Source organism: Clostridia bacterium (assembly GCA_014360065.1).
In the GTDB taxonomy this organism is placed as follows: domain Bacteria; phylum Bacillota; class DSM-521; order Neomoorellales; family JACIYF01; genus JACIYF01.
This window is the reverse complement of sequence record JACIYF010000040.1, coordinates 1-22,850: the sequence shown is the minus strand read 5'-3', so window position 1 is coordinate 22,850 and position 22,850 is coordinate 1. Positions and strand designations below refer to the sequence as shown.

Here is a 22,850-nt window from a genome sequence, read left to right as displayed (position 1 = left end):
GCCCAGGGGTCCTAAAAACTTGTTCAAGTTGGAAATCTTTTCTGGATCGGGGTCCTCGTGCACCCGGTATACTCCCGGTAACCCGTTGGCCTCCAGGTGCCGGGCTACCGTCTCATTGGCCAAGATCATGAACTCCTCGATGATTTGGTCGGCCAGCGATCGTACCGCTCGCACTACTTCTTTAGGGCGGCCCCGTTCATCCAGAATTACTTTGGCTTCGGGGAGGTCAAAATCAATGGCACCACCGGCCAGCCGCTTTTGCCGCAGGGCGGTGGCTAGCCGGCCCATGCGCTCAAGCATTGGTACCAGCTCCCGGTGCTCCTGGCGCAGCTCCCGGTCTTTCTCCTCAATGAGCTGGCGCACTAAGTTGTAGGTGAGCCGCTTGTGCACATGGATAACCGAGGGGACAATTTCGTAGTCTAGGACTCGACCTCGATAACTCACCCGCATCAATACCGAAAGGGCCAGCCGGTCTACTCCCGCGTTGAGGCTGCAAATACCATTGGAAAGCTGGGGCGGCAGCATGGGAATCACCCGGTCTACCAAGTAGACACTGGTTCCGCGCCGGAAGGCCTCAGCGTCCAAGCGGCTTCCCTCACGGACGTAGTAACTGACATCGGCGATATGGACTCCCAACTGGTAAGTATTGCCCTTTTCCGGAACCAAAGAGACGGCATCATCTAGATCCTTGGCGTCCTCGCCATCGATGGTAACCATCAATAAGTCCCGTAAATCCCGTCGGCCGTGCCGGTCAAAAGCAGTGACTTCCTGGGGTACCTTCTTGGCTTCAGCCAATACAGCCGCAGGAAACTCCAGCGGCAGGTCATGCTGCTTAATGATGCTCAGCACGTCTACCCCTGGTTCTCCCTCCCGGCCTAAAACCTCCACCACCCTGCCTTCAGGCCCCCGCCGGGCTGAGGGCCAGGCAGTAATCTCCACCACTACCTTGTCATGAGGCTTGGCCCCCGCGGCTGCTCCCCGGGGTATTAGGATGTCGGTTCCAATGCGCTGGTCATCAGGGGCAACAAACCCGTGCTGGCGGACTCGTTCGAAGGTTCCCACCAGCCGCTGGCTGCCGCGCTTCAGGATACGAATTACTTCGCCCTCCGCCTGCCCGCCAGCCAAGGCTGCTGACCGGTTGATGCGCACTATTACCCGATCTCGATGCATGGCCCCATTAAGCCCCGACCGAGGAACAAAGACATCTTCCCTGGCAGCATCATCAGGTATCAAGAAGGCATAGCCGCGGGGATGGCCTTGCAGGCAGCCTACCACCAACCCCATCCGCTCAGGAATTCCATAGCGATGCTTGCGGGTTAAGACAATATCACCATCGGCCTCCATGGAGCCAAGTAAAGCCAAGAAAGGCCCAAGATTCCTCACTTCTAAGGCCTGGGCCAACTCCTCAGCTGACATCGGTTTGTAGCTTGCTTGTCGCATATAATTAAGGATTTCATTCCGGTCCAGTCGCCTGTCCGTCGCCGCCAATCGGTCTGCGCCCCTTTCTTTACCTTGGCGCCCAGTCAACTTTACTCTATAAACCCAGCTCACCGGCGATGCCTTGCATAGCTTTAAGGCCAAGGGCCAAGAATTCTTCTAGGCTCAACCCCATTTCCTCGCACGACTGCATTTGTTCTCGGTTGGCTCCCCGCGCAAACCCTTTTTCCCGGAAGCGGTGCAACAGGAAGGGTACATCCACCTTGGCCAATTTCTTGTCAGGCTGAACCAAAGCCGCGGCTACAATGAATCCCGTCAAGGGATCGGCAGCATAAAGGGCCTTATCCATAAGCGACTGCCGCGGCAACCCGTGGGCCGGGTTATGTACCTTGACCGCATATACCACTTCCAGGGGCAGTCCCAGCTTTTCTAACTTCTCGGCCCCGATGCGGCTGTGACTGGCCGGATCGGCCTTGGTCTCCTCGTAATCGATGTCATGTAGTAAGCCAGCTAATCCCCAAAGCTCCTCATCCTCGCCAAAGTGGCGTGCCAGCTCCCGCATGACTGCTTCTGCCGCCAAACAATGCTTTTGCAAATTGCCGTTTTTAAGGTTAGCTTGCATGACTTTTAGAGCTTCGTCCCGTTGCATATCTATCCCATTCCCCTCCCCCCTATTATTGCCCTTCCCCGCCTTGGCCATATAGGTCATGGGATCGAAGGGAGCAAGCATCATCTTTCCCCGCGCCTGAGCCAAAACCTCCCCATCCAATTCCGCCCAAGCCTCCAGCTCCGATAGCCGATGGCGACCAGTAGAGAGCAATCGACTGCGGAAAAGCAAGGGCTTCCCGGTGGGAACTGGTTTTTTAAATCGCACCTGCAGATCAGCCGTCATGGCCACAACTTGGTGGAGGTAAAGGTGGTTAGCCATCAGCTCGTCAAAGATAGTGCTGACAATACCCCCATGGGCTATGCCTGGGTAGCCTTGGAAATGCTCAGGTATGGATATCTTGGTACAGCACAGATCTCCGTCCAGATAAAACTTGAGCTGCAATCCCCAAGGGTTGGCCGGTCCGCAGCCAAAGCAATAATTGCTCAACCCTCGAGACATAATGAGCGCCCCCTCATGTAATGGTTCTCTTGCCAAAAGCCAAGGGAGTGCAGGGCCAAACCGCTCGCCCACCGGCCCAGCCTCAGGTTGTGACCCGCACTCCCCTTGTGGTTCGAAGGCAAATCTCGTTACCCCAGATAATCAAAGCCAATCTACATGAAGATGGGAGCAAAGACCAAGGCTACTATGCTCATCAGCTTAATCAGAATATTCATCGATGGGCCAGAAGTATCTTTAAAAGGATCGCCAACCGTATCCCCGGATACAGCAGCGGCGTGAGCGGGCGAACCCTTACCTCCGTGCTGGCCGCTCTCAATATATTTTTTGGCGTTATCCCAAGCCCCGCCGGCATTGGCCATCATAACCGCCAGCAGAAAACCAGTAACCGTCGCCCCGGCCAGCATTCCTCCCAGGGCTTCCTTGCCCAATCCCGGCAACAACCCCACTATCAAGGGAGCAGCCACCGCAATTAAGCCGGGCAGGATCATCCGCTTGATGGCAGCGGCGGTGCTGATGGATACGCAGCGGGCATAATCCGGCCGGGCCTTACCTTCCATCAGGCCAGGAATGCTCTTAAACTGGCGTCGTACCTCCTGGATCATATCTTGGGCGGCGTTCCCCACCGCCTGCATGGTTAGCGCCGCAAAAGCAAAGGGCAACATGCCGCCAATGAAGGCCCCAGCTACCACGCTAGGCTGCATCAAATCGATGGCCGTGATCTTGGCAGCGGTGGAGTAAGCTGAAAACAGTGCCAAGGCGGTGAGGGCTGCGGAACCAATAGCAAAGCCCTTACCAATGGCAGCGGTGGTGTTGCCAACCGAATCCAGAGCATCGGTGATCTTTCTTACTTCCGGAGGTAATTCTGCCATTTCCGCAATACCTCCAGCGTTATCGGCCACCGGACCATAAGCATCTACTGCCACCGTAGTGGCGGTAGTAGAAAGCATGCCCACCGCCGCTAAAGCAATCCCATAGATGCCGGCAAACATGTAGGCAACCAAGATGCCGATCACTATCACTAAAATCGGCAAGACGGTGCTCAGCATGCCAGTAGACATGCCAGCAATAATATTGGTGGCGGTACCGGTAACTGAAGCCTGGGCGATGCCTTTCACCGGTTTATACTGAGCGGAAGTGTAGTACTCGGTGATTCGTCCAATTAATACTCCCGCCACCAGGCCGGCCACGGTAGCAATGAAAGCGCCTAGATTGGTATAGGTGGCAGAACCAACAGTAAACTGAGCAGCCAAAAAGAAACGGGTAACTAGGTAGGTGCCAGCAATAGCTAAAACGCTGGCCACTAAAGTGCCGGTATTAAGGGCTCTTTGGGCGTTGGCGCCTTCGTCGGTCCGGACAAAGAAAGTGCCGATGATAGAGGAAACAATACCAGCAGCGGCGATGAGCAGGGGCGCCATAGTCCCGCCCGGAATGGAAAAGGCAGCGGCAATGGCAATGGCCGACACAATCGACCCGACATAGGACTCAAACAGATCCGCCCCCATCCCAGCCACGTCGCCTACGTTGTCGCCCACATTGTCAGCAATAACTGCCGGGTTTCGAGGATCGTCCTCGGGGATGCCGGCTTCCACCTTGCCCACTAGGTCGGCACCCACGTCAGCTGCCTTGGTATATATACCACCGCCCACCCTGGCAAATAGAGCAATGGAGCTTGCCCCTAAAGCAAAACCGTTGACGATGCTAGTATTATGCGACCATAAAAGGTTGACGATGCCGAGACCCACCAGACCTAAGCCTACTACGCACATCCCCATGACTGAGCCGCTAGAGAAGGCAATGTTGAGGGCTTTATTGGCGCTGGTTCGAGCAGCGTTGGCCGTGCGAACATTGGCCCGGGTTGCCGCCTGCATACCTATGTAGCCAGCGCCGATTGAGCACAAAGTGCCAATTATATAGGGAACCGCGGTAATCGGCTGTAGGCTCTCAGCTCCCTTGGTAGAAAAGCCAAGGATTACAATTAGGGCGGCCATGCCACCTACAAAAAAGACCAGGATGCTGTATTCCCGCTTTAAGAAGGCCATAGCTCCTTCATGAATAGCTGAGGAAATCTCTTGCATGCGCTTGGTCCCAGGGTCAGCACTATTAATCCGGGTTATCAAATATAAGGCAAAAAGAAGAGCAACCCCACCCGCTATTGGGATGAGATAAAGCAGATCCCTTTCCAATTATTTCTTCCTCCTCCACGAAAACATGTATTCTCAGCTAGGGCGCTGTTCCTCCGCTCGGCTTAATGTCCTTCCGGACCAGCGCCTCAGCATCCCCTATGGGCTTTTTCATGCCTGGTTGTGAGGCTGGCTAGACGATCCACTCAACCCAAGGGAGCCCCGACTGCTTCAACGCTACTTCATTAAGGCAAGATTCAGCTTAGCTTAGCGAGCGACTAGTGCGATTATTAAGGTGATTAATAAGAACAAGCCCGCTAAAACTGCGGTGATGCGACCCAAGAGGTCGTCCAGCCCCTTTTTCTTGCCAAATAGAGTCTCTGCTCCACCGGCAATAGCTCCGGAGAGACCAGCGCTGCGCCCCGATTGTAGCAGAACGGTAATAATGAGCAGAATACAGATGATAACTTGAATGACAGTGAGGGCTATATACAATTTGTCACCCCCTTACAAGGATTTACAGAGAACGTATTCATTTTAGCATACCCTGTCAAACCGAACAAGCTATTGCCCAGCCATAGCCACCACCAGCCCAACCTTGAGCCGCCCACCTGGATTGGCCCAGGCTGAAATCCAAGCAAGCAGGGCCTTATTACCCCCTGCGTTGGCCACAGACGGGAATAAGGCCCGTCGCTTGAAAATCAGTGCCCAAGCTAGCTGAGCATTGAGTTTTACAAGAATAGTCCCGCTAAAACCAAGGTGATAGTGCTGATCAGCTTGACCAAAACATGAAGCGAGGGACCGGCGGTATCCTTGCAGGGGTCGCCCACGGTATCGCCGACCACGCCAGCTTTGTGCGCCTCCGATCCTTTACCCCCATAATTGCCTAACTCGATGTATTTCTTGGCGTTATCCCAGGCTCCACCACCGTTATTGAGGAACAAGGCCAGGATCACGCCGCTAATCGTGCCTACCATTAGGAAGGCAGCTGCCGCCTCAGCACCCAAAGCTACACCAACAATAACCGGAGCTACCACCACGATCAGGCCCGGCACCACCATCTCCTTGAGCGCACCCCGGGTGACAATATCAACGCAGTGACCGTACTCCGGGCGAGCCGTTCCTTCCATGATGCCAGGGATTTCCTTAAACTGCCGGCGTACTTCTAAGATCACGTACTGGGCCGCTCTACCTACCGCCCGGATGGCAGTAGAGCTGAACAGGAATACCACCATAGCCGCAATAAAGGCGCCGGCAAATACTTCCGGCTTGCCTATATCGACGGGGAAGTTGCCGGTGATGCCTAGGCGGATCTTCACCTCATCGATGTAAGCGGAGAAAAGCAGAAAAGTGGCCAGGGCAGCGCTACCAATGGCATACCCTTTGGTTAGGGCTTTAGTGGTATTGCCGGTCGCATCAAGCCGGTCAGTCCGCCGCCGGATAGCCTCCGGGGCTCCCGACATTTCCACGATGCCTCCAGCGTTGTCAGTGATGGGGCCAAAAGTGTCCATGGCCAAAATGTACGCGGCCACCGAAAGCATTCCCATGGTAGCCACCGCCGTACCGTAAAGCCCACCATTGGCCAGACCGCTGTGGGAGCCCAGCCAATGGGCCGCCAGAATAGCTATAACTATTACGATTACCGGGAGAGCTGTGCTCTCCATCCCTACCGATAGGCCAGTGATGATATTGGTGGCCGAGCCGGTTTTGGAGGCCTCGGCGATGGATTTCACTGGACGGTAACTGTAAGAGGTATAATACTGGGTGATGTAAACAAAGACAAAGCTAAGCGCCAGGCCAATCAGCGCGGCTCCATAGAAGTAGAGGAAATTTACTCCTGGGGCACTGAGCATGGAACGGCTGACAAAGTAGAGGAACAAAGCCGCCAAAATGGAAGTCACTATATAGCCGCGGTTTAAAGCGCTCATGGGATCGGACTTTTCATCGGTGTGAACAAAAAACATACCGATGATGCTGGCAATGATCCCGGAAGCGCGCGCCACTAAAGGAAACAGAATACCGTTGACACCAAACACCGGAAACAAGGCGATTCCCAAGATCATGGCTCCAATGTTCTCAGCTGCCGTGGACTCAAACAGGTCGGCGCCACGGCCGGCGCAGTCGCCCACATTGTCTCCCACCAGGTCAGCCACTACAGCCGGATTTCGGGGATCATCCTCGGGAATGCCTGCCTCTACTTTACCCACCAAGTCGGCGCCGACGTCGGCCGCCTTGGTGTATATGCCGCCGCCCAGCTGGGCAAACAGGGCTACGAAGCTAGCTCCGAACCCAAACCCCACGATGGACAAGGGCGCCTCTTGGGGACGGGTCGCACCTCCAAAAGCATAAAAGAGTCCAGCTACCCCCAAAAGGCTCAGGGCAGTAACTGCCAGCCCGGTAACAGCGCCGCCGCGAAACGACATGGCCAAGGCTTTATCGGTTCCGCGCCTAGAAAAAGGAACTTCGTCTCCAGGGACAATGGGCTCCGGTTGACGTAGTTAGAGCCCTTTTGCTATAACAGATAACGGAGCCTTAACCAAGGCATAACCCAAGAGACAAACTGGGGGAATAATATGCAGGGAGGCGCCTTTAATTCCGATTTGGCCGTCCGCAAGCTCATGCGCCAGGTGATACGGAAATTAGAGCAGCCCCAAAGCTTTTGGGAGCTTTTGGCTGTCACCAATGCACCCATCGAGATCCTAGCCCAAGCCTTGCATCAGCTCCTCGATGAAAGCCTGATCCGGCGCCACGGACCGAAATTTGCCCGGACTGGGCCTGCCCCCAAGGATCCCGACTTCTCAACCCTTACTAAAGAAATGCAGTCCATTTGCCGGCAGCGGCCGCGGCCGGATACGGTTTACGATCAAGGACCCATTTGGCCAGAGCTTACGGTAGAAAGAGTAAAGACTATCTTCAATTGCGGAGACCTGGAGGGGGCCAACCTCTTAATCCTAGGCGACGATGACTTGGTGGGGATAGCCGCCGCTATGACCGGACTCCCCAACCGGGTGACGGTTCTGGAGATTGACCCTAGGCTGGTGGAGTTCATCTCCCAAACCAGTTCTGCTTACAATTTAAACCTAGAGGTCAGGCTTTACGATGCCCAGAAGGAGCTACCCTCCGATTTGGACTCCCAGTTCACCTTAGCGGTCACGGATCCGGTGGAAACCAAGGCCGGTTTCAAGCTGTTCCTATCGCGCTGCGCCCAAGCTCTGGTTGGTCCTGGTGCTGCGCTTTACCTAGGCCTTACCAGCGTCGAATCCTCTGTCCAGCGCTGGTATGACTTGGAACGGGCCATCCTGCAAGCTGGCTTTGCCATTACCATGGTCATCCCCCAGTTTCACCGTTATACCCTACCCAGCGCTAGCTTTGTAGCCCAGGAATATCCAGAGGCGGCGGACCTCATCGGTCCGCCGCCCCCTGCTGATCTACCTTGGTACACTTCCAGCCTGCTGCGCCTGGAAGCAGTCAAGGAATTGTGCCCACCTTACGTGGGGCCAGTTACTTTGGGTAAGCTGCTCTACCGAGATCGGTAAACTGTCCGCTAAGCGGCTACCTTAGGGCGAAAATCTGGTAAAAGGCTCTCCGACCCGGATAACTAGCAACAATCTCCAATTCATCTTCTATCCGTAGCAACCGGTTGTACTTGGCCACCCGATCGGTACGCGAAGGAGCTCCGGTCTTGATCAGGCCGGCATTCATACCCACGGCAATGTCGGCGATAGTGGTATCCTCGGTTTCCCCGGAGCGGTGCGACACCACTGCGGTATAGCCAGCTTTCTTAGCCATCTCCATGGCATCCAAGGTTTCGGTGAGAGTGCCAATCTGGTTTACTTTGATTAGGATAGAATTAGCTACCCCCTCCTGGATACCCCGACCCAGTTTTTCAACGTTGGTCACAAACAGGTCGTCTCCAACTAGCTGGACCCGCTCGCCTAAGCGCCGGGTCAGTTTCCTCCAGCCATCCCAGTCATCTTCAGCCAAACCATCTTCAATGGAAATAATTGGGAACTGATCCACCAGCCCTACGTAGTAGTCAATTAGCTCCTCGGTGGAACGAGTCACTTGTTCTCCACTGAAGTGATAAACCCCATCGCGATAAAGCTCGCTGGCAGCGGTATCAATGGCCAGCATAACGTCTTCCCCAGGGCGATAGCCAGCCTGCTCGATGGCCTTCATGATGGCGCCCAGGGCATCTACAGCCGAGGCTAGGCTGGGAGCAAAACCGCCTTCATCCCCCACCGAGGTATTCAATCCCTTTTCCTTCAGATAGGACTTCAAATGGTGGAAGACTTCCGCTCCCATCCGCAGGGCCTCGGCAAAGCTCTCCGCCCCGGTAGGAACAATCATGAATTCTTGAATATCAATGGGGTTATCCGCATGCTTGCCGCCGTTGAGGATATTCATCATCGGCACTGGCAGCTCCTTGGCATTGACGCCTCCCAGATATCGATATAAGGGTAACCCCAGCGACTTGGCCGCGGCCTTGGCCACCGCCAAGGACACTCCCAAGATGGCATTGGCACCTAGCTTGGATTTGTTGGGAGTCCCATCTAAATCCAGGAGAAAATTGTCTACCCCAGCCTGGTCAACTGCGTCCAAGCCTACCAACTCAGGCGCAATCACGTTGTTGACGTTATCTACAGCCGTTAGGACTCCCTTACCTAGGTAGCGATCCTGGTCTCCATCTCGAAGCTCCAAAGCTTCGTAAGTTCCAGTAGAAGCCCCGGAAGGAACGGCGGCTCGGCCTAGAGTGCCATCCTCCAGATAGACATCCACCTCCACCGTAGGGTTACCTCGGGAGTCCAAGATTTCCCGCGCGTACACATCTTCAATAACGGTGTTCATCTCCAACCTCCTTAATTGACTGTCGATTGATCCGCCTCGCCATAGTTAACGCCCTAGTCGGCTGGCAAGCGATATTCCTGGCTAGCCGTGCTTTCACCCTCGACTTTGTCTTCCACCACCTCGGCCGGTACCAAGAGAGACACGCCGCTCATCTCCGCCGGCTTAGGAATGTCCAAGAGCTCAAGCATGGTAGGAGCAATGTCCCGTAAGGCTCCGCCAGAACGCAGGCTTACCCCAGCTTCCCTAAGCTCATCATCAACCAAGATGAAGGGCACCGGATTAGTAGTATGGGCAGTGTGCGGCTGGCCCGTATCTTCCTCCAGCATCTGCTCCACGTTGCCATGATCTCCAGTTATCAGCAAGCTACCGCCCAGCTGGCGCACTTTCTCGGCAATCCGCCCTAAGCAATTGTCAACCGCCTCTATCGCCTGCACTGCCGCTTTCATTACCCCGGTATGCCCTACCATGTCGGGATTGGCAAAGTTGAGGATCACCACCTGGTACTGGCGGCTGTCCAAACGGCGCAGTACTTCCTCGGTCACCTGGTAGGCGCTCATTTCCGGCTTGAGGTCGTAGGTAGCCACCTTGGGAGAAGGGATGAGAACCCGATCTTCTCCGGGGTTGGGCTCTTCAACTCCTCCATTGAAGAAGAAGGTTACATGAGCATACTTTTCGGTTTCCGCAATTCGCAGTTGCCGTAAGCCCCGGTTGGCAATCACCTGGCCGAAGGTATTGGTCAATTCCTGAGGCGGAAAAGCCACCGGCGCCTTTATAGTCACGTCGTATTCAGTGAAGCAGACAAAATGCACCCCCAGCTTTCCTCTCGGACGCTCAAAACCTTGGAAATCATCATCGACAAAAGCGCGAGTAAGCTGGCGCGCCCGGTCCGCTCGAAAATTAAAGAAGATGACTGCATCCTCCGGCGCCACCAGCCCCACCGGCTGCCCTTCCTCGCCATCGATGATTACCGTAGGTTCAACAAATTCATCAGTCACCCCGCGGGCATAAGCCTGACTTACGGCTGCCTCAGCGCTAGTAGCCCTCTCCCCTTCTCCCAATACCATGGCCCGGTAGGCTCGGGCGGTACGCTCCCAGCGGCGATCCCGATCCATGGCATAATACCGCCCCATCACCGTAGCAATGCGGCCTACGCCTAGGTTTTTACAAGTAGCCTCAAGGTCAGCTAAGTATTCCTGGGCGCTGGCAGGGGGTACATCCCGCCCGTCTAGAAACGCATGAACATATACCCTTTTCAGTCCGTTTTGCCGAGCTAGCTCCAACAGCGCGTACAGGTGCTGGCTGTGGCTGTGCACGCCGCCAGGCGATACCAACCCCATCAGGTGCAAAGCGTGGCCCTTTCGGGCCTGGGCTACCGCCCCTAACAGGACCGGGTTGACAAAAAAGCTGCCGTCTTTGATGGCGCGGCTGATCCGCGTGAACTCCTGATATACTATTCTTCCGGCCCCGATATTCAGGTGGCCAACTTCGGAGTTGCCCATTTGCCCTTCCGGCAATCCCACTGCTTCCCCGGAAGCATTCAAAGTAGTGCTGGGGTAATGATGGTTAAGCCAACGGAAGTTAGGCAGGTTGGCTTCCACCGTAGCGTTTCCCTCCGCTCGCTGGCTTACCCCCCAGCCATCTAGGACTACTAGCATTACCAGCTTGCGTTGCCAATGGTTAACCAATAACTTCACCTCTAATTGCTCTGGTAGCCACAGGCAGCCTCTGCTAATTTGATAATGCTGGCAAAGGAGCTGGCATCAAGGCTGGCCCCGCCTACCAAAGCCCCATCAATATCCGGTTTAGCCATCAATTCCGCCGTATTTTCTGGTTTGACGCTCCCCCCGTACAGAATCCTAACCTTGGCCGCCACTTGCTTGCCAAAGCGCCCGCTCAGTAGCTCACGAATGTAGGCGATAACCTCTTGGGCGTCAGCAGCGCTGGCCGAGCGGCCGGTACCGATGGCCCACACCGGCTCGTAAGCCACCACCACGGCTTCGGCCTGGGCTGCGGTAACCCCCTGGAGAGCTCCCTCTAGCTGACGGCGGCAGATCTCCTTGGTGACCCCCGCCTCGCGTTCTTCTAGAGTTTCGCCCACACAAATGATGGGAACGAGCCCATGCTGAAGCGCTGCCTTCGCTTTTCGATTTACATTAAGATCGGTCTCCCCAAAGTACTGGCGGCGCTCGGAGTGACCGATGATAACATGGGAGCATCCAGCCTCCTTGAGCATGGGTGGAGAGATTTCCCCAGTAAATGCCCCTTTCTCCTCCCAAAATACATCCTGGGCTCCTACCCCCACCTCGCTGCCCGCACATAGCTCAGCCACTGCTGCCAGGCAAGTGAATGGCGGGCAGACTACCACTTGGCATCGGCTGCCCCGAACTTGCGGCAAAAGCGCTGTCAAGAGCGCCCTGGCCTCATTGATAGTATTATGCATTTTCCAGTTGCCAGCAATTAATGGCCGTCGCAAAGCTATCCCCTCCTTAGGCATCTTGGAGGGCGGCAATGCCAGGTAAACTCTTGCCTTCCAGAAACTCCAGCGAAGCTCCCCCGCCAGTAGATACGTGGGTCAGCTTGTCGGCCAACCCTGCTTGCTCCAGAGCTGCCACGGAGTCGCCCCCGCCGGCAATGGTGGTGCCGCGGCAGGCAGCCATGGCTTGGGCCACCGCCACGGTCCCCTGCTTGAAGGGTTCCAGCTCAAATACTCCCATGGGGCCATTCCAGACCACAGTTTTGGCCCCTTCGATGGCGGCGGCAAAGCGCTTTTGGGTCTCAGGACCAATATCTAGCGCCATCCAGCCGTCAGGTACGTCTCCCGCCGCTACTATCTGGGTGGGAGCGCTAGCAGTTTTGTCAGCAGCAACCACCAAGTCAACCGGAAGGAGCACCTCAACGCCCCGCTCCTTAGCTTCCCGCTCCAAGCGGCGGGCTACATCCAGCTTGTCAGCTTCCACCAGGGATCTGCCCATGGCTTTGCCCTCTGCGGCCAAGAAGGTATTGGCCATGCCTCCGCCGATGATTAGTTTATCGACCTTGGAAATGAGATTCTCCAAGACCCCGATCTTATCCGATACCTTAGCTCCGCCGATAACAGCCACGAAGGGTCGCTCCGGCTTTTCTAGTGCCTCACCCATGGTAGAGATTTCTTTCTCTACCAGGAAACCAGCTACCGCTGGCAACAGGTGAGCTACTCCCTCGGTAGAAGCATGAGCGCGGTGGGCAGTGCCAAAGGCATCATTAACATAAACCTCGGCCAGCCGGGCCAACTGGGCGGAAAAGGCCGGATCGTTTTTCTCTTCTTCGGCATGGAAGCGGACGTTTTCTAAAAGCAGGATCTGCCCCGGCTGGAGGGATGCGGCCAAAGCCTCAACCTCGGGACCGATTACCTCATCGGCCTTTTTAACCTCGGTGCCAAGGAGCTCGCCCAGCCTTCTAGCCACCGGATCCATGCGCAACTTCTGCCGGTCTTCCGGCTTCTTGGGACGACCCAGGTGAGATACCAGGATCACCTTGGCACCCCTCTGCTGGAGGTATTTAATCGTAGGCAGGGCAGCACGGATGCGGGTATCGTCGGTTATTTGTCCCTGGGCATCCAAGGGCACGTTGAAGTCGACCCGGACCAGGACCCTCTTATTCTTGACATCTATATCCCGGACTGTCTTTTTAGTCATTACCTAACCCTCTTCCTAACCTTGTCTTCTTGCCTCCAGCCTTTATAGTCCTTTCCTAGCCATATAGGCAGCCAAGTCCACTACCCGGTTGGAGTAACCCCACTCATTGTCATACCAGGCGATAACCTTGACCATGCTTCCTTCCATGACCATGGTGGAAAGGGCATCAACAATGGAGGAATGGGGATTGCCATTGAAGTCGCTGGAAACCAGCGGCTCCTCGGTGTAGTCGAGGATCCCCCGGAGCGCCCCTTGGGCTGCCTGCCGCAAGGCACCGTTGACTTCCTCCACGGTAACCTCCCGCTCCAACTCCGCCACTAGGTCGACCACCGAGACGTTGGGGGTAGGAACCCGAATGGCAAAGCCGTTGAGCTTGCCTTTGAGCTCAGGCAAGACCAGCGATACCGCCTTGGCCGCCCCGGTAGTGGTGGGAATCATGGAAAGGGCTGCTGCTCGGGCCCGCCGCAGGTCCTTATGGGTCATATCCAGGATGCGCTGATCGTTGGTATAGGAGTGAATGGTGGTCATTAGTCCCCGCCGGATGCCAAAGGTTTGGTGCAGGACCTTGGCTACGGGAGCCAAGCAGTTGGTAATGCAAGAAGCATTGGAAATTATCCGGTGCTGGCTAGGGTTATATTGGTCCTCGTTTACGCCCATGACAATGGTGATGTCTTCATTCTTGGCCGGAGCGCTGATGATTACCTTCTTGGCTCCTGCCTCCAGGTGGGCAGCTGCCTTGGTAGCATCGGTAAATAAGCCCGTCGACTCCACTACTATCTCTACGCCCAGATCCTTCCAAGGAAGGTTCTTGGGGTCGCGTTCAGCCAGAACTTTAGTTTGCCGACCGTTAACCACTAGGCTATCATCAGCTGCGCTCACCTGGGCATCTAGTACCCCGTGAACCGAATCATACTTTAGTAGGTGGGCATTGGTGCGGGCATCGGTCAGGTCGTTAACCGCAACCACTTCCAGGTCGGGGTTGCCTATGGCTGCCCTGAATACCAACCGTCCAATTCGGCCAAAGCCATTGATACCAACTCTTACCGCCATGGAACCATCCTCCTTTTGGGTTTACTCTTAGTATTTCCCCGCCATACCAGGCATACTTCTTTCCACACAGGCAGGAAAAATCCTTCCTCAATAGCTAAATCCAACCAAGGGTTAACCAAACCTGTAGCCAAAGTTTGCCCGGTCAAAACTTACCCTGGCCGGCGTAAGGGCCAGGTTCCCTCCTGCCCTCGGGCCCACCTCCGCTTCACTTGCGCTAAGGTGTCCAGCACTCAATTCACCCATCCTTCCACCAAGCATCGCCCGTCGGTTAAGATACCCTTACTAAGTCCTAGTTACCTGCTGATTGAGTGCTGGATCGCTTTCGGACTGACGTCCTGGCATGGATAGCCCCGGAGAAACTGGTGGGTTGGGGAAGATCAGTACCGGCGGCGCTTGGCAGCCACGGGTATGCCTAGCTCGTTCCGGTACTTGGCTACGGTACGGCGGGAAATAGCAACTCCCTGACTGGAAATGAGGTCAGCTAACTGTTGATCAGTTAAAGGGCGACCAGGGTGCTCGCGGTTTATATGCTCGCTGATGATCTTCTTAATGCTCTCGGCGGAAGCCACTAGACCGTCAGCGCTAGGACCTCCGCCCACGCCGCTGGCAAAGAAAAACTTGAGCTCAAATACGCCCTGAGGGGTCTGGGCGTATTTGTTGGCGGTTGCCCGGCTAACCGTGGATTCATGAATACCTAGGGTTTCAGCCACCTGGCGCAAGGTCAAAGGTTTTAAATATTTAATCCCTTTATCCAGAAACTCCCGTTGGAAGTTCACTAAGCAGCTGACCACTCGGTAGAGGGTGGTGCGGCGTTGCTCCACGCTGCGGATGATGCGAGCGGCAGCGTTAAGCTTGTTCTGAAGGAACTTGCGAGTCTCGGGATCGCACATATGATCGTGGCAAAGCAGTTGGCGATATAAGGGATTGATACCGAGGCGAGGTGTTATTGAATCGTTGAGGATGACCACGTATTCCTCATCTACTCGCTCAATGATTACATCCGGGACAATATAACGTACTCCCTGGGTGCCGCCAAACGAGCTCCCCGGTTTGGGATTGAGAGTCCGGATAAAATCGCTGATTTCCTGGATGCGCTGGACGGTAGTATTGAGGCGGCGGGCAATTCGCGCCAATCGCCCAGCTGCCAAGTCCCGCAGCCCGTGCTTTATCACTTCCAGAACCAAGGGATCGTAGTGGTCGCGCTGGCGTAACTGGATTATTAGGCACTCTTCCAGGGTCCTCGCCCCCACTCCCGGCGGGTCAAAGGTCTGGATTACTTCCAGTACCTGCTGCACCTCCCAAGTCTCAAGGCCAAGGTATTGGGCGGCATCCTGTAGACTCAGCTGCAGGTATCCATGATCATCGATGTTGCCAATCAGAAATAGACCGATATCCCGCTGCCGGCCGGCAGGAAATGCCATTTGCACCTGATAGCGAAGATGGTCGTGCAGGGTAGGCTCTTTACTGGTAAAGTATTCAAAGGAATAGTTTTTCTCCTCCGACCGCGGAGAAGGGATAAACCCGAGATCGCTTTCATCCTGAAAGTATTCTTGCCAGTCTACATCTAGCTCAGGAACAGGAAGCTCCTCGGTCTGGCTGAGCTGGCTCTCGGCTTCAACCCCGTTGCCAGGCAATTCAACGTCATTGCCAAGCTCCAACAGGGGATTCTCCAGCACCTCTTGTTCGAGATATTCATTTAGCTCGATGGTGGACAGCTGGAGAATCTTAATGGCCTGGCGGAGTTCGGGGGTCATGATCAACTTTTGCGTTTGCTCTAGGTTGAGACCCATATCCATACGCACAGGCACCACTTCCCTTTGCTGCTTCCCCCGGGGCTCAGGCTGGTCAACCCGTACTGGGCTGCTCCTTAAGGATGGGTTAACCCTGTACGTATAGTATTCAACCTTTAGCAAACCTTTTCCTGCTAGTTCTGAATTCTTTCTTGACGGGCCCAACCGCTGGCAATTAGAGCCAAGCTCAATACGCTCGCTGAAACCGCCGCCAAAAGCCATTGGTCAGGGGTATAGAGGTAGGGATGAAGCTCAAAAAGATAATCAGCGGTATCGTTAAGCAACATCCAAGCGCCCACCGTTATCACCGCCAGCCGTCCCAGCCGGAGGTGGCGAAGAAAGATCCAGCCTTCCACTGCCATGCCCACATGGGATAGCCATAGACCCAGGTGCAGCGGCTGGACCGAATAACCGCTAAGCCAATACTCGCTAATTATCACCACCGCCCAAATTCCATACTTGATGACTGAGGCCGAGGCTAAGAATAGCAGCCCTGGCTGCCACTGCTTGGCCCACCCGCGGGCCAAGGCCAGCATGGCCAAAGCAAACAGGGCGGCAGAAATAGGGCTATCAGCTACCAGCACCCACACCCGCGGTGAAGTCTCCAAAAACTGAGGCAAGTACCAGTAAAAGCCGTAAATAGCTCCGGCTACATTAGCAACTATCAGTAAATCCAACAACCACTTTTGGGCCGGATTCTCCCATAAGCTCTTAATCAAGCGGCCTAGCGGCGCCATGATTAGTACCACCCTCCTTGGGATCGGTCGGCGTCAGCCAACGGATGAAACGAGCTGGTACCCCGCCCACCATGGCATAAGCAGGCACGTCGCGGTTAACCAAGGAGCAGGCGGAGACAATGGCCCCATCGCCAATATGGACTCCGGGCAGAATGGTGCAGTTAGCGCCAATCATGACGTTCTTGCCGATATGTACTGGCCCCAAGCGGTAATGATCCACCAGGAACTCATGGCATAAGATTACCGTGTTATAGCCAATGATGGTATTGTCGCCAATGGAGATCATCTCGGGGAAGAAAACGTCCAGCATCACCATGAGCCCGGCGGAAACATGGCGGCCCACTTTCATTTTTAACAGGTGCCGGTAAAGCCAGTTCTTGGCACCCAGCCAAGGCAGATAACGGCAGAGATCGATGACCACGAAGTTTTTGACTACTTTGCCTAAGCTAACCACTTCATACAGGTGTTGCAGTGAATTGCGACCATCGGTAACTGGGTAACAACGATACCGCCGTGGAGGCAGCGAATCTCCTCCACGGCTCACACCCTGCGATTCAATCAACCCTACATCTCCCTTTCCCTGGGGCTACTGGGCCCCGCCAGGCAGGGATATTTCCTCGCTTGGCTTCTTCCGCCCAGCGGTTGATCTTGCGCATCCGGTGATTAACCCCTGATTTGCCTAAGGGTGGATCCAACATTTTGCCCAACTCCTTGAGGTTAGCATCGGGGTATTCCAACCTCAATCGTGCCAAAGCTTCTAAAGGTGGAGGCAGGTGCTCTAGGCCCAACACTTGATCGAGAAAGTGGATGTTTTCTAGCTGCACCGCTGCCGCCTCAGCCGTTTTCCCCAGGTTGCCGGTCTCGCAGTTGACCACCCGGTTGACCTGGCCCCGCAAGGTACGCATGGCCCGGTGGTTTTCCAACTCCAGCAAGGCTTGGTGAGCTTGCATGACGTTGAGGGCCTGGGCCACCTCGTCAGCTTCTTTGAGATAGACCACCCACTTATGCCTCCGCTTCCGCACTTGGGGCATCAGCTTAAAATGGGACATGGCCGAAGCCAGGATGAATAGCCAGTCATGGCGACGCACAGCAATCTCAAGATGGTACCCGCCACTAGGTCGGTTCACTGAACCTCCGCCCAAGAAAGCACCCCGGATAAAGGCACGCCGGCAGCACTGGCGCGTGGGGGCAAAAGGGCGTATTCCAAGCACTTCTCCGTCCTTGCTGAGATTAGGCCAAGTCAAGGCCAAAGTATATATGGGGTGACCCCGCAGGTACTTGCGGTGACGGAGCTCCGCCTTTACTGCCGCCCCCCAGATCTCTTTGCTAAGCTTGAGGGCTTTGCGCACCACCGCGGCACTAGCGGTGGAAATGCGAGCTTCATTTTCCCCCGGGCCTCGGGCCAGCTTACCGGCGCTAGCTAATAATCCAGCCATTTCTGCCTTTTGGCAACACCGGTTCTTGACCTCTACCTGGGCCAACTCGTTACGAGTGGCCATGGAGAAGGCAATTTCCCCCACCCCGGTCACCTCCCATAGTACCTTTAGCCGTCCTTAGGTCGGTTAGCCGACATGGAACGCCATACATCCCGATGTTTGACCGAAACTCGATAGTGGGTATTCTGTTCCAGGAAACTGCCAATGGACTCGGCCAATACTACCGAACGATGCTGTCCCCCGGTGCAGCCAATGGCAATTACCAAATGGCTCTTGCCCTCCGACACATAGTATGGAACCAAGAAGCGCAAAAGATCAGTAAAACGACCCAAGAATTCCTGGGTAGCTGGAGTGCCAAGCACATAATCCTTAACTACTTGGTCCTGCCCGGTGGCATCCCGGAGCTCTGGCAAATAATGAGGGTTGGGTAAGAAACGGACGTCCATGACTAGATCGGCGTCCAGGGGTATGCCATACTTGTAGCCAAAAGAAACCACGGTGATCACCAGCGGGCTTTGGTTTTCCTCACCGTAGAGCTCTCTTATCTGCTCACGCAGCTGCTGGGGGGTAAGTTCGGAGGTATCGATGATCTTGCTGGCGCGCCCGCGCAGCTCCTCCATTCTTTTTCGCTCCGCCCGGATACCCTCCAGCAAATCTGGAGACAGCGGGTGCCGTCGCCTGGTCTCCTTGTACCGTCGCACCAGGGCCTCATCGCCAGCCTCAAGAAAAAGGATTTCATAATGAAGATCAGACTGCTCGAGAAAGCTCAGAGCCTTGAAGAGAGCGTTGAAGAACGTCCCCCCGCGGATATCCATGACCAAGGCAACCCGCTTCACCTCTACTCCCGGCTGCCTTAGCAACTCAGCAAAGCCCGGTATCAAGTCTGGCGGCAGATTGTCCACACAGAAGAAACCCAGGTCCTCTAAGCACCGCACTGCCTGCGTCTTACCCGCCCCGGAAAGGCCAGTTACGATCACCAGCTTGGTCGATTCAGTCGGCACCTGGTACCACCTCGATTAATCCGCCACCTCTTGGGCCTGGACCCGGCGCAACACCGGCCGACCCCCAAGTAAGAGTTCCTCTAGGGCCAGAGCAGCTCCATCATCATCGTTGGGTGGAGCAATAAAGTCAGCCGCTTCTTTCACCTTGGGCTTGGCATTACCCATGGCCACGGCTATGCCCACCAAACCAAACATTTCAATGTCATTATAGCTATCCCCTAAAGCCAAAGCCGATGACAAGTCAGTTCCCAACATGGAAGCTAAAGCCCGAAGGGCGCGGCCCTTAGTCGCTTCCGGATTCATGAATTCCAGGAAATTAGGGTGAGACTTAGTAATGTAGATGTGCTCTCCCCATTTCTCCTGGGAAGCCTCCCAAAAGTGATCTAGGTCCTCCTCAGAGCCCATCACCAATATCTTTTGAACGTCCTTGGGCAGGTAGCGAGCCAAGTCCCCCACCGCATGTACCTCAACTCCAAAAGTCTTGGCATACCATTGGGCCGCCGGGCTCATAGTGGAGACATAGAGGTTATCGTCGATATAGGCGTTCACCGCATATCCTGCCCCTTGGGCCGCCTCAATCACCTGCCGAGCCAACCCCAAAGGCAACAAGCGCTGGTAAAGCACCTCCGGTGAGTCTAAGCGGCGGACTACCGCACCCTGGTAAGTTATTAGGGGCAGGTCGATGGCTAGCTCCCTAGCATAGGGAACTGCCGAGGGGTACATCCTGCCTGTCGCTAGAGTGACCATTATGCCGGCTTCCTTTACCGATTGCACTACCTGTTTAGTTTTCGGGCTCAGCTGGTACTCGCTATTCAATAGGGTTCCGTCTAAATCCAAGGCAACCAGCTTAATGTCTAGCTTCCGCATACTTCTGCTCCCAACTCGCACGTCTTCGCCTAACGCCCTTGGGTTGCTGGGAACTCAGGCAGCTATGTTAACCTAATAGACCCAAGACCGTGGCCAATTCCACTCCGGCCATCACCAAAAAAACCACCAGCGCCACCGCTATGGGCCACTCGCTCAGGGACTCCCAAAGCCCGCCCCCACGCTCTTGGCAATCCTCCTGAGCTGGCGGTGGGAAACCAATCTCGGCACCGGGGCGCCTCAGTTGGGTACGCAGCCTTAGCACCACTAGGTACAGAGGGATGATCGCCAACGCCGCCCCGACCCCCAGGATTAATACCGCCCCCGGCTCTACCTGAGCCGAAGCTACTAGAGCTGGTTGGTATATCTGACCCAGGTAGCTGACGGTTAGAGCTAGAGCATTGTTGGTGACATGGGATACTATCCCCGGGATCAGGGAGTCGGAAAAGTAAACCAGGCAACCCAGGAGCAGACCCAAGAACAAATTGGCCAACAGATTCTGTAAGCTTAGGTGCATAAGGGCAAACAAGAAGGCACTAGCCAATATGGCTCGGCCCGCTCCCAGCCGCTGATAAGCCCGGAGGATATAACCCCGAAACATGGTCTCCTCGCAGAACCCAGGCAAAAGGCCCAGCACCACCAGCGCTTCTGCCAGCTGCCGACCGTTAGTTATGGAGGGAAAGGGCTGGGGCGGCAAAACCCCAATCCGCGTATAATAGAGCGCTACAGCATTGGCCAGAAAGGTTGCTATCCACCACCCCAATAGCCCGGCCACAAAACCCAGAAGCAAGGTTTGGCCGCTAACCAACCTTAACCTTAAGGTTGGTCTTACCGGCAGGCGGTCACGGAGGAGAAAGACAATCGTTAATCCTAAGATTACTGCTAGCTCATTGATGGTTATTCCCAGATAGAGATTGTGCAGCTGCATAGGTACAGCTACCAGCAAGCCCAAGACTAGGACCCAAAAAAACAGGCGGTTAGCCCGCCGGATTGTAGGCTTAATCACTTGTCCGTACCCGCCCACCGCTCCCCACCTTTCTTCGCCAGGTCGGCCAACTTAATTTCAGGCTGGATTAGCGCCACTGGCCTAACTGGCTGGGCCTTCTTATACTTTATACCACCCCATGGGTTTGCACAACTGTTTCTTTAGAGTTAGGGCCAGCAGCCACCCCGGCCCCAGGAACTCCTGCTTGTTTCTCCTTCCAGATCTGGTCGGCTATACCTCCCCAAACTTGGGCGTAGCGCTCTAGTTTGGCTGTAAACTCCTCCACCGGCTCATCGGCAGTCAGCTGGGTGGAATAGGCCTTGCTTTCCAAAACCATCTCCCGCAAAGCCTCAGGGTGATCGATAATCGGGCAGGGCCGCCGCGGGTTAATATCAAAAGGTTGCCTTCTTTGGTATGCTTTAAACAGCGGGTTCTGCAGCGCCTGCCTCAGAGTAACATCGTGGATATTGCAAGTAGCGTAATGGACAAAGGCGCAGGGCTCTACTTCCCCAGCCGCATTGATGTGGAAATAGCGCCGGCCGCCAGCAATGCAACCATTAGTGGTTTCGCCATCATTCCAGAAATCAGCTACAAACACTGGCTTGGTCTTGCGCCACCGCAGGATCTGCTCATACATCCAGGCCCGCTGCTCAGGAGTAGCCATAAGCTCCAAGTCAACATCTTTGCCGATGGGTATATAGGTAAAGTACCACCCATAAGCGGCGCCCTTGTCAATGATCATGTCGATAAACTCGTCACTACCTAGTTCTTCGGTGTTATGCCGAGTATAGGTTACTGAGAAGCCAAAGACGTTGCCGCTCTCCCGCAAAAGGTCCATAGCATGCATGACCTTGTCAAACACACCCTGACCGCGCCTGGCATCAGTGGTATCCTTAAACCCCTCCAGGCTTAAGGTGAGGGTAACGTTGCCAACATTGGCCAGATCTTGGGCCAACTTCTCATCTACCAAAGTCCCGTTGGTGTAAACCATGAACACTTGGCCTTCATGTTTTCGTGCCAAAGCCAAGAGGTCATCCTTACGAATTAGCGGCTCACCCCCGGAAATGACAATGAAAAAGATGCCCAGCTCCTCAGCTTCGGTAAGGACTCGGTCCATGGTGGCAAAATCCAGCTCTCGCTGGCGCTGGTAATCCCCGGCCCAGCAGCCAATGCAGCGGAGGTTGCACCTTTCGGTGGGATCCATAAGGATAGCCCAGGGCACGCTGACTCCAAGCTCTGCCTCCGCCTCTCGCTGTCGGGGAATGCCGAGAAAGATAGAGTTGACCAGAAAATTGATAGCCATGCGCTGGCGAACGGTGGGATGGGTCTTGGTGAAAAGCCTTGCAGTCAACTGGTACCAGTTGTTGTTGGGGTCCTGCAGGTAGGGGCGAATAGCGGCTATAGTTTCCTTGTGGTCCTCTCTTTTCGCCACCTTGTCGGCCCAGCCGATCAAGGTGTTGATGTTCTTCATGGGATCCCGCAAGACCATCTTAATCCCTTGTTCTAAGAATTTCTTTTCCAAGAAAGTCTTAGCCGGATTCACGGATATGCGCCTCCCCAAAATAATGCTCACTCCAGGCTACAACCATCCTCTATTCCCCTTTACCGCTGCCCACCGGCACTAGAATCTGCTGAATGGCTTCACCGGCTACCCGCATCAACCACCCCTCTTCCTCCGGCTCCAAGTCGCGAGCCTGATTCTCATAATCTTTTAGATAGCTTAAGGCTTCCTTATGATATCCTTGATTGAACCCCGACCAAGAAGCAGCTTGGGCTAGAGCTGCCAAAATAGCTCCAAAG

At 55.1% G+C, this 22,850-nt stretch carries 19 protein-coding genes and 1 pseudogene; 1 reads left to right on the top strand and 19 read right to left on the bottom strand.

What is annotated here, in order from left to right:
• The 5 genes and pseudogenes from H5U02_07710 to H5U02_07690 form a co-directional block, all read right to left on the bottom strand.
• Positions 1-1,416 (bottom strand): VacB/RNase II family 3'-5' exoribonuclease (locus H5U02_07710; protein MBC7342322.1); only part of this gene is annotated, 1,416 nt, incomplete at its 3' end.
• Between the two features lie 118 nt (positions 1,417-1,534).
• Positions 1,535-2,545: an HDIG domain-containing protein gene (locus H5U02_07705; protein ID MBC7342321.1), complete on the bottom strand. Its 1,011-nt coding sequence runs from the start codon at positions 2,543-2,545 to the stop codon at positions 1,535-1,537.
• Between the two features lie 152 nt (positions 2,546-2,697).
• On the bottom strand, positions 2,698-4,728 hold the full coding sequence (locus tag H5U02_07700) for a sodium-translocating pyrophosphatase (protein MBC7342320.1): 2,031 nt from the start codon (positions 4,726-4,728) through the stop codon (positions 2,698-2,700).
• Between the two features lie 204 nt (positions 4,729-4,932).
• Positions 4,933-5,160, bottom strand: a complete 228-nt coding sequence (secG, locus tag H5U02_07695) for a preprotein translocase subunit SecG (protein ID MBC7342319.1) — start codon at positions 5,158-5,160, stop codon at positions 4,933-4,935.
• A gap of 236 nt (positions 5,161-5,396) precedes the next feature.
• Positions 5,397-7,118: pseudogene (locus H5U02_07690) on the bottom strand (sodium-translocating pyrophosphatase).
• Between the two features lie 120 nt (positions 7,119-7,238).
• Here H5U02_07690 and H5U02_07685 point away from each other — a divergent pair.
• Entirely contained in the window at positions 7,239-8,201 is a 963-nt protein-coding gene (locus H5U02_07685; GenBank protein MBC7342318.1) for a bis-aminopropyl spermidine synthase family protein, read from the top strand.
• A 16-nt stretch (positions 8,202-8,217) separates the two neighbouring features.
• Here H5U02_07685 and eno read toward each other — a convergent pair whose 3' ends face one another.
• From eno to H5U02_07615, 14 genes are all read right to left on the bottom strand, one after another.
• Entirely contained in the window at positions 8,218-9,513 is a 1,296-nt protein-coding gene (gene eno / locus H5U02_07680) for a phosphopyruvate hydratase (protein ID MBC7342317.1), read from the bottom strand.
• Between the two features lie 53 nt (positions 9,514-9,566).
• Complete coding sequence (locus H5U02_07675; protein MBC7342316.1) at positions 9,567-11,168, bottom strand: 2,3-bisphosphoglycerate-independent phosphoglycerate mutase; 1,602 nt, start codon at positions 11,166-11,168, stop codon at positions 9,567-9,569.
• Positions 11,169-11,209: 41 nt separating this feature from the next.
• Positions 11,210-11,986: a triose-phosphate isomerase gene (locus H5U02_07670; protein MBC7342315.1), complete on the bottom strand. Its 777-nt coding sequence runs from the start codon at positions 11,984-11,986 to the stop codon at positions 11,210-11,212.
• 13 nt (positions 11,987-11,999) lie between these two features.
• On the bottom strand, positions 12,000-13,187 hold the full coding sequence (locus H5U02_07665) for a phosphoglycerate kinase (GenBank protein ID MBC7342314.1): 1,188 nt from the start codon (positions 13,185-13,187) through the stop codon (positions 12,000-12,002).
• Positions 13,188-13,229: 42 nt separating this feature from the next.
• The gene (gene gap, locus H5U02_07660) at positions 13,230-14,237 is read right to left on the bottom strand and encodes a type I glyceraldehyde-3-phosphate dehydrogenase (GenBank protein MBC7342313.1); all 1,008 of its coding nucleotides are present in this window, start codon (positions 14,235-14,237) and stop codon (positions 13,230-13,232) included.
• Positions 14,238-14,614: 377 nt separating this feature from the next.
• Positions 14,615-16,039 carry an RNA polymerase factor sigma-54 gene (gene rpoN / locus H5U02_07655; protein MBC7342312.1) on the bottom strand — a complete coding sequence of 475 codons (1,425 nt, stop codon included), beginning with the start codon at positions 16,037-16,039 and terminating at the stop codon, positions 14,615-14,617.
• Between the two features lie 122 nt (positions 16,040-16,161).
• Positions 16,162-16,764 carry a DUF1405 domain-containing protein gene (locus H5U02_07650; protein MBC7342311.1) on the bottom strand — a complete coding sequence of 201 codons (603 nt, stop codon included), beginning with the start codon at positions 16,762-16,764 and terminating at the stop codon, positions 16,162-16,164.
• The gene (locus tag H5U02_07645) at positions 16,739-17,287 is read right to left on the bottom strand and encodes an acyltransferase (protein MBC7342310.1); all 549 of its coding nucleotides are present in this window, start codon (positions 17,285-17,287) and stop codon (positions 16,739-16,741) included. Before H5U02_07645 ends, H5U02_07650 begins: the two co-directional genes overlap by 26 nt.
• 31 nt (positions 17,288-17,318) lie before the next feature.
• Positions 17,319-18,284 (bottom strand): DNA-binding protein WhiA, encoded by a 966-nt coding sequence (gene whiA, locus H5U02_07640; GenBank protein MBC7342309.1) that lies wholly within the window; start codon positions 18,282-18,284, stop codon positions 17,319-17,321.
• Positions 18,285-18,307: 23 nt separating this feature from the next.
• Positions 18,308-19,201 carry an RNase adapter RapZ gene (gene rapZ, locus H5U02_07635; protein ID MBC7342308.1) on the bottom strand — a complete coding sequence of 298 codons (894 nt, stop codon included), beginning with the start codon at positions 19,199-19,201 and terminating at the stop codon, positions 18,308-18,310.
• A gap of 15 nt (positions 19,202-19,216) precedes the next feature.
• Positions 19,217-20,068 carry an HAD family phosphatase gene (locus tag H5U02_07630; GenBank protein MBC7342307.1) on the bottom strand — a complete coding sequence of 284 codons (852 nt, stop codon included), beginning with the start codon at positions 20,066-20,068 and terminating at the stop codon, positions 19,217-19,219.
• Positions 20,069-20,135: 67 nt separating this feature from the next.
• On the bottom strand, positions 20,136-21,089 hold the full coding sequence (locus H5U02_07625) for a CPBP family intramembrane metalloprotease (protein ID MBC7342306.1): 954 nt from the start codon (positions 21,087-21,089) through the stop codon (positions 20,136-20,138).
• Positions 21,090-21,177: 88 nt separating this feature from the next.
• A complete protein-coding gene (locus H5U02_07620) occupies positions 21,178-22,539 on the bottom strand; it encodes a radical SAM protein (GenBank protein ID MBC7342305.1) in 1,362 nt (453 codons plus the stop codon).
• Between the two features lie 103 nt (positions 22,540-22,642).
• A partial coding sequence (locus H5U02_07615) for a hypothetical protein (GenBank protein MBC7342304.1) occupies positions 22,643-22,850 on the bottom strand: 208 nt, incomplete at its 5' end.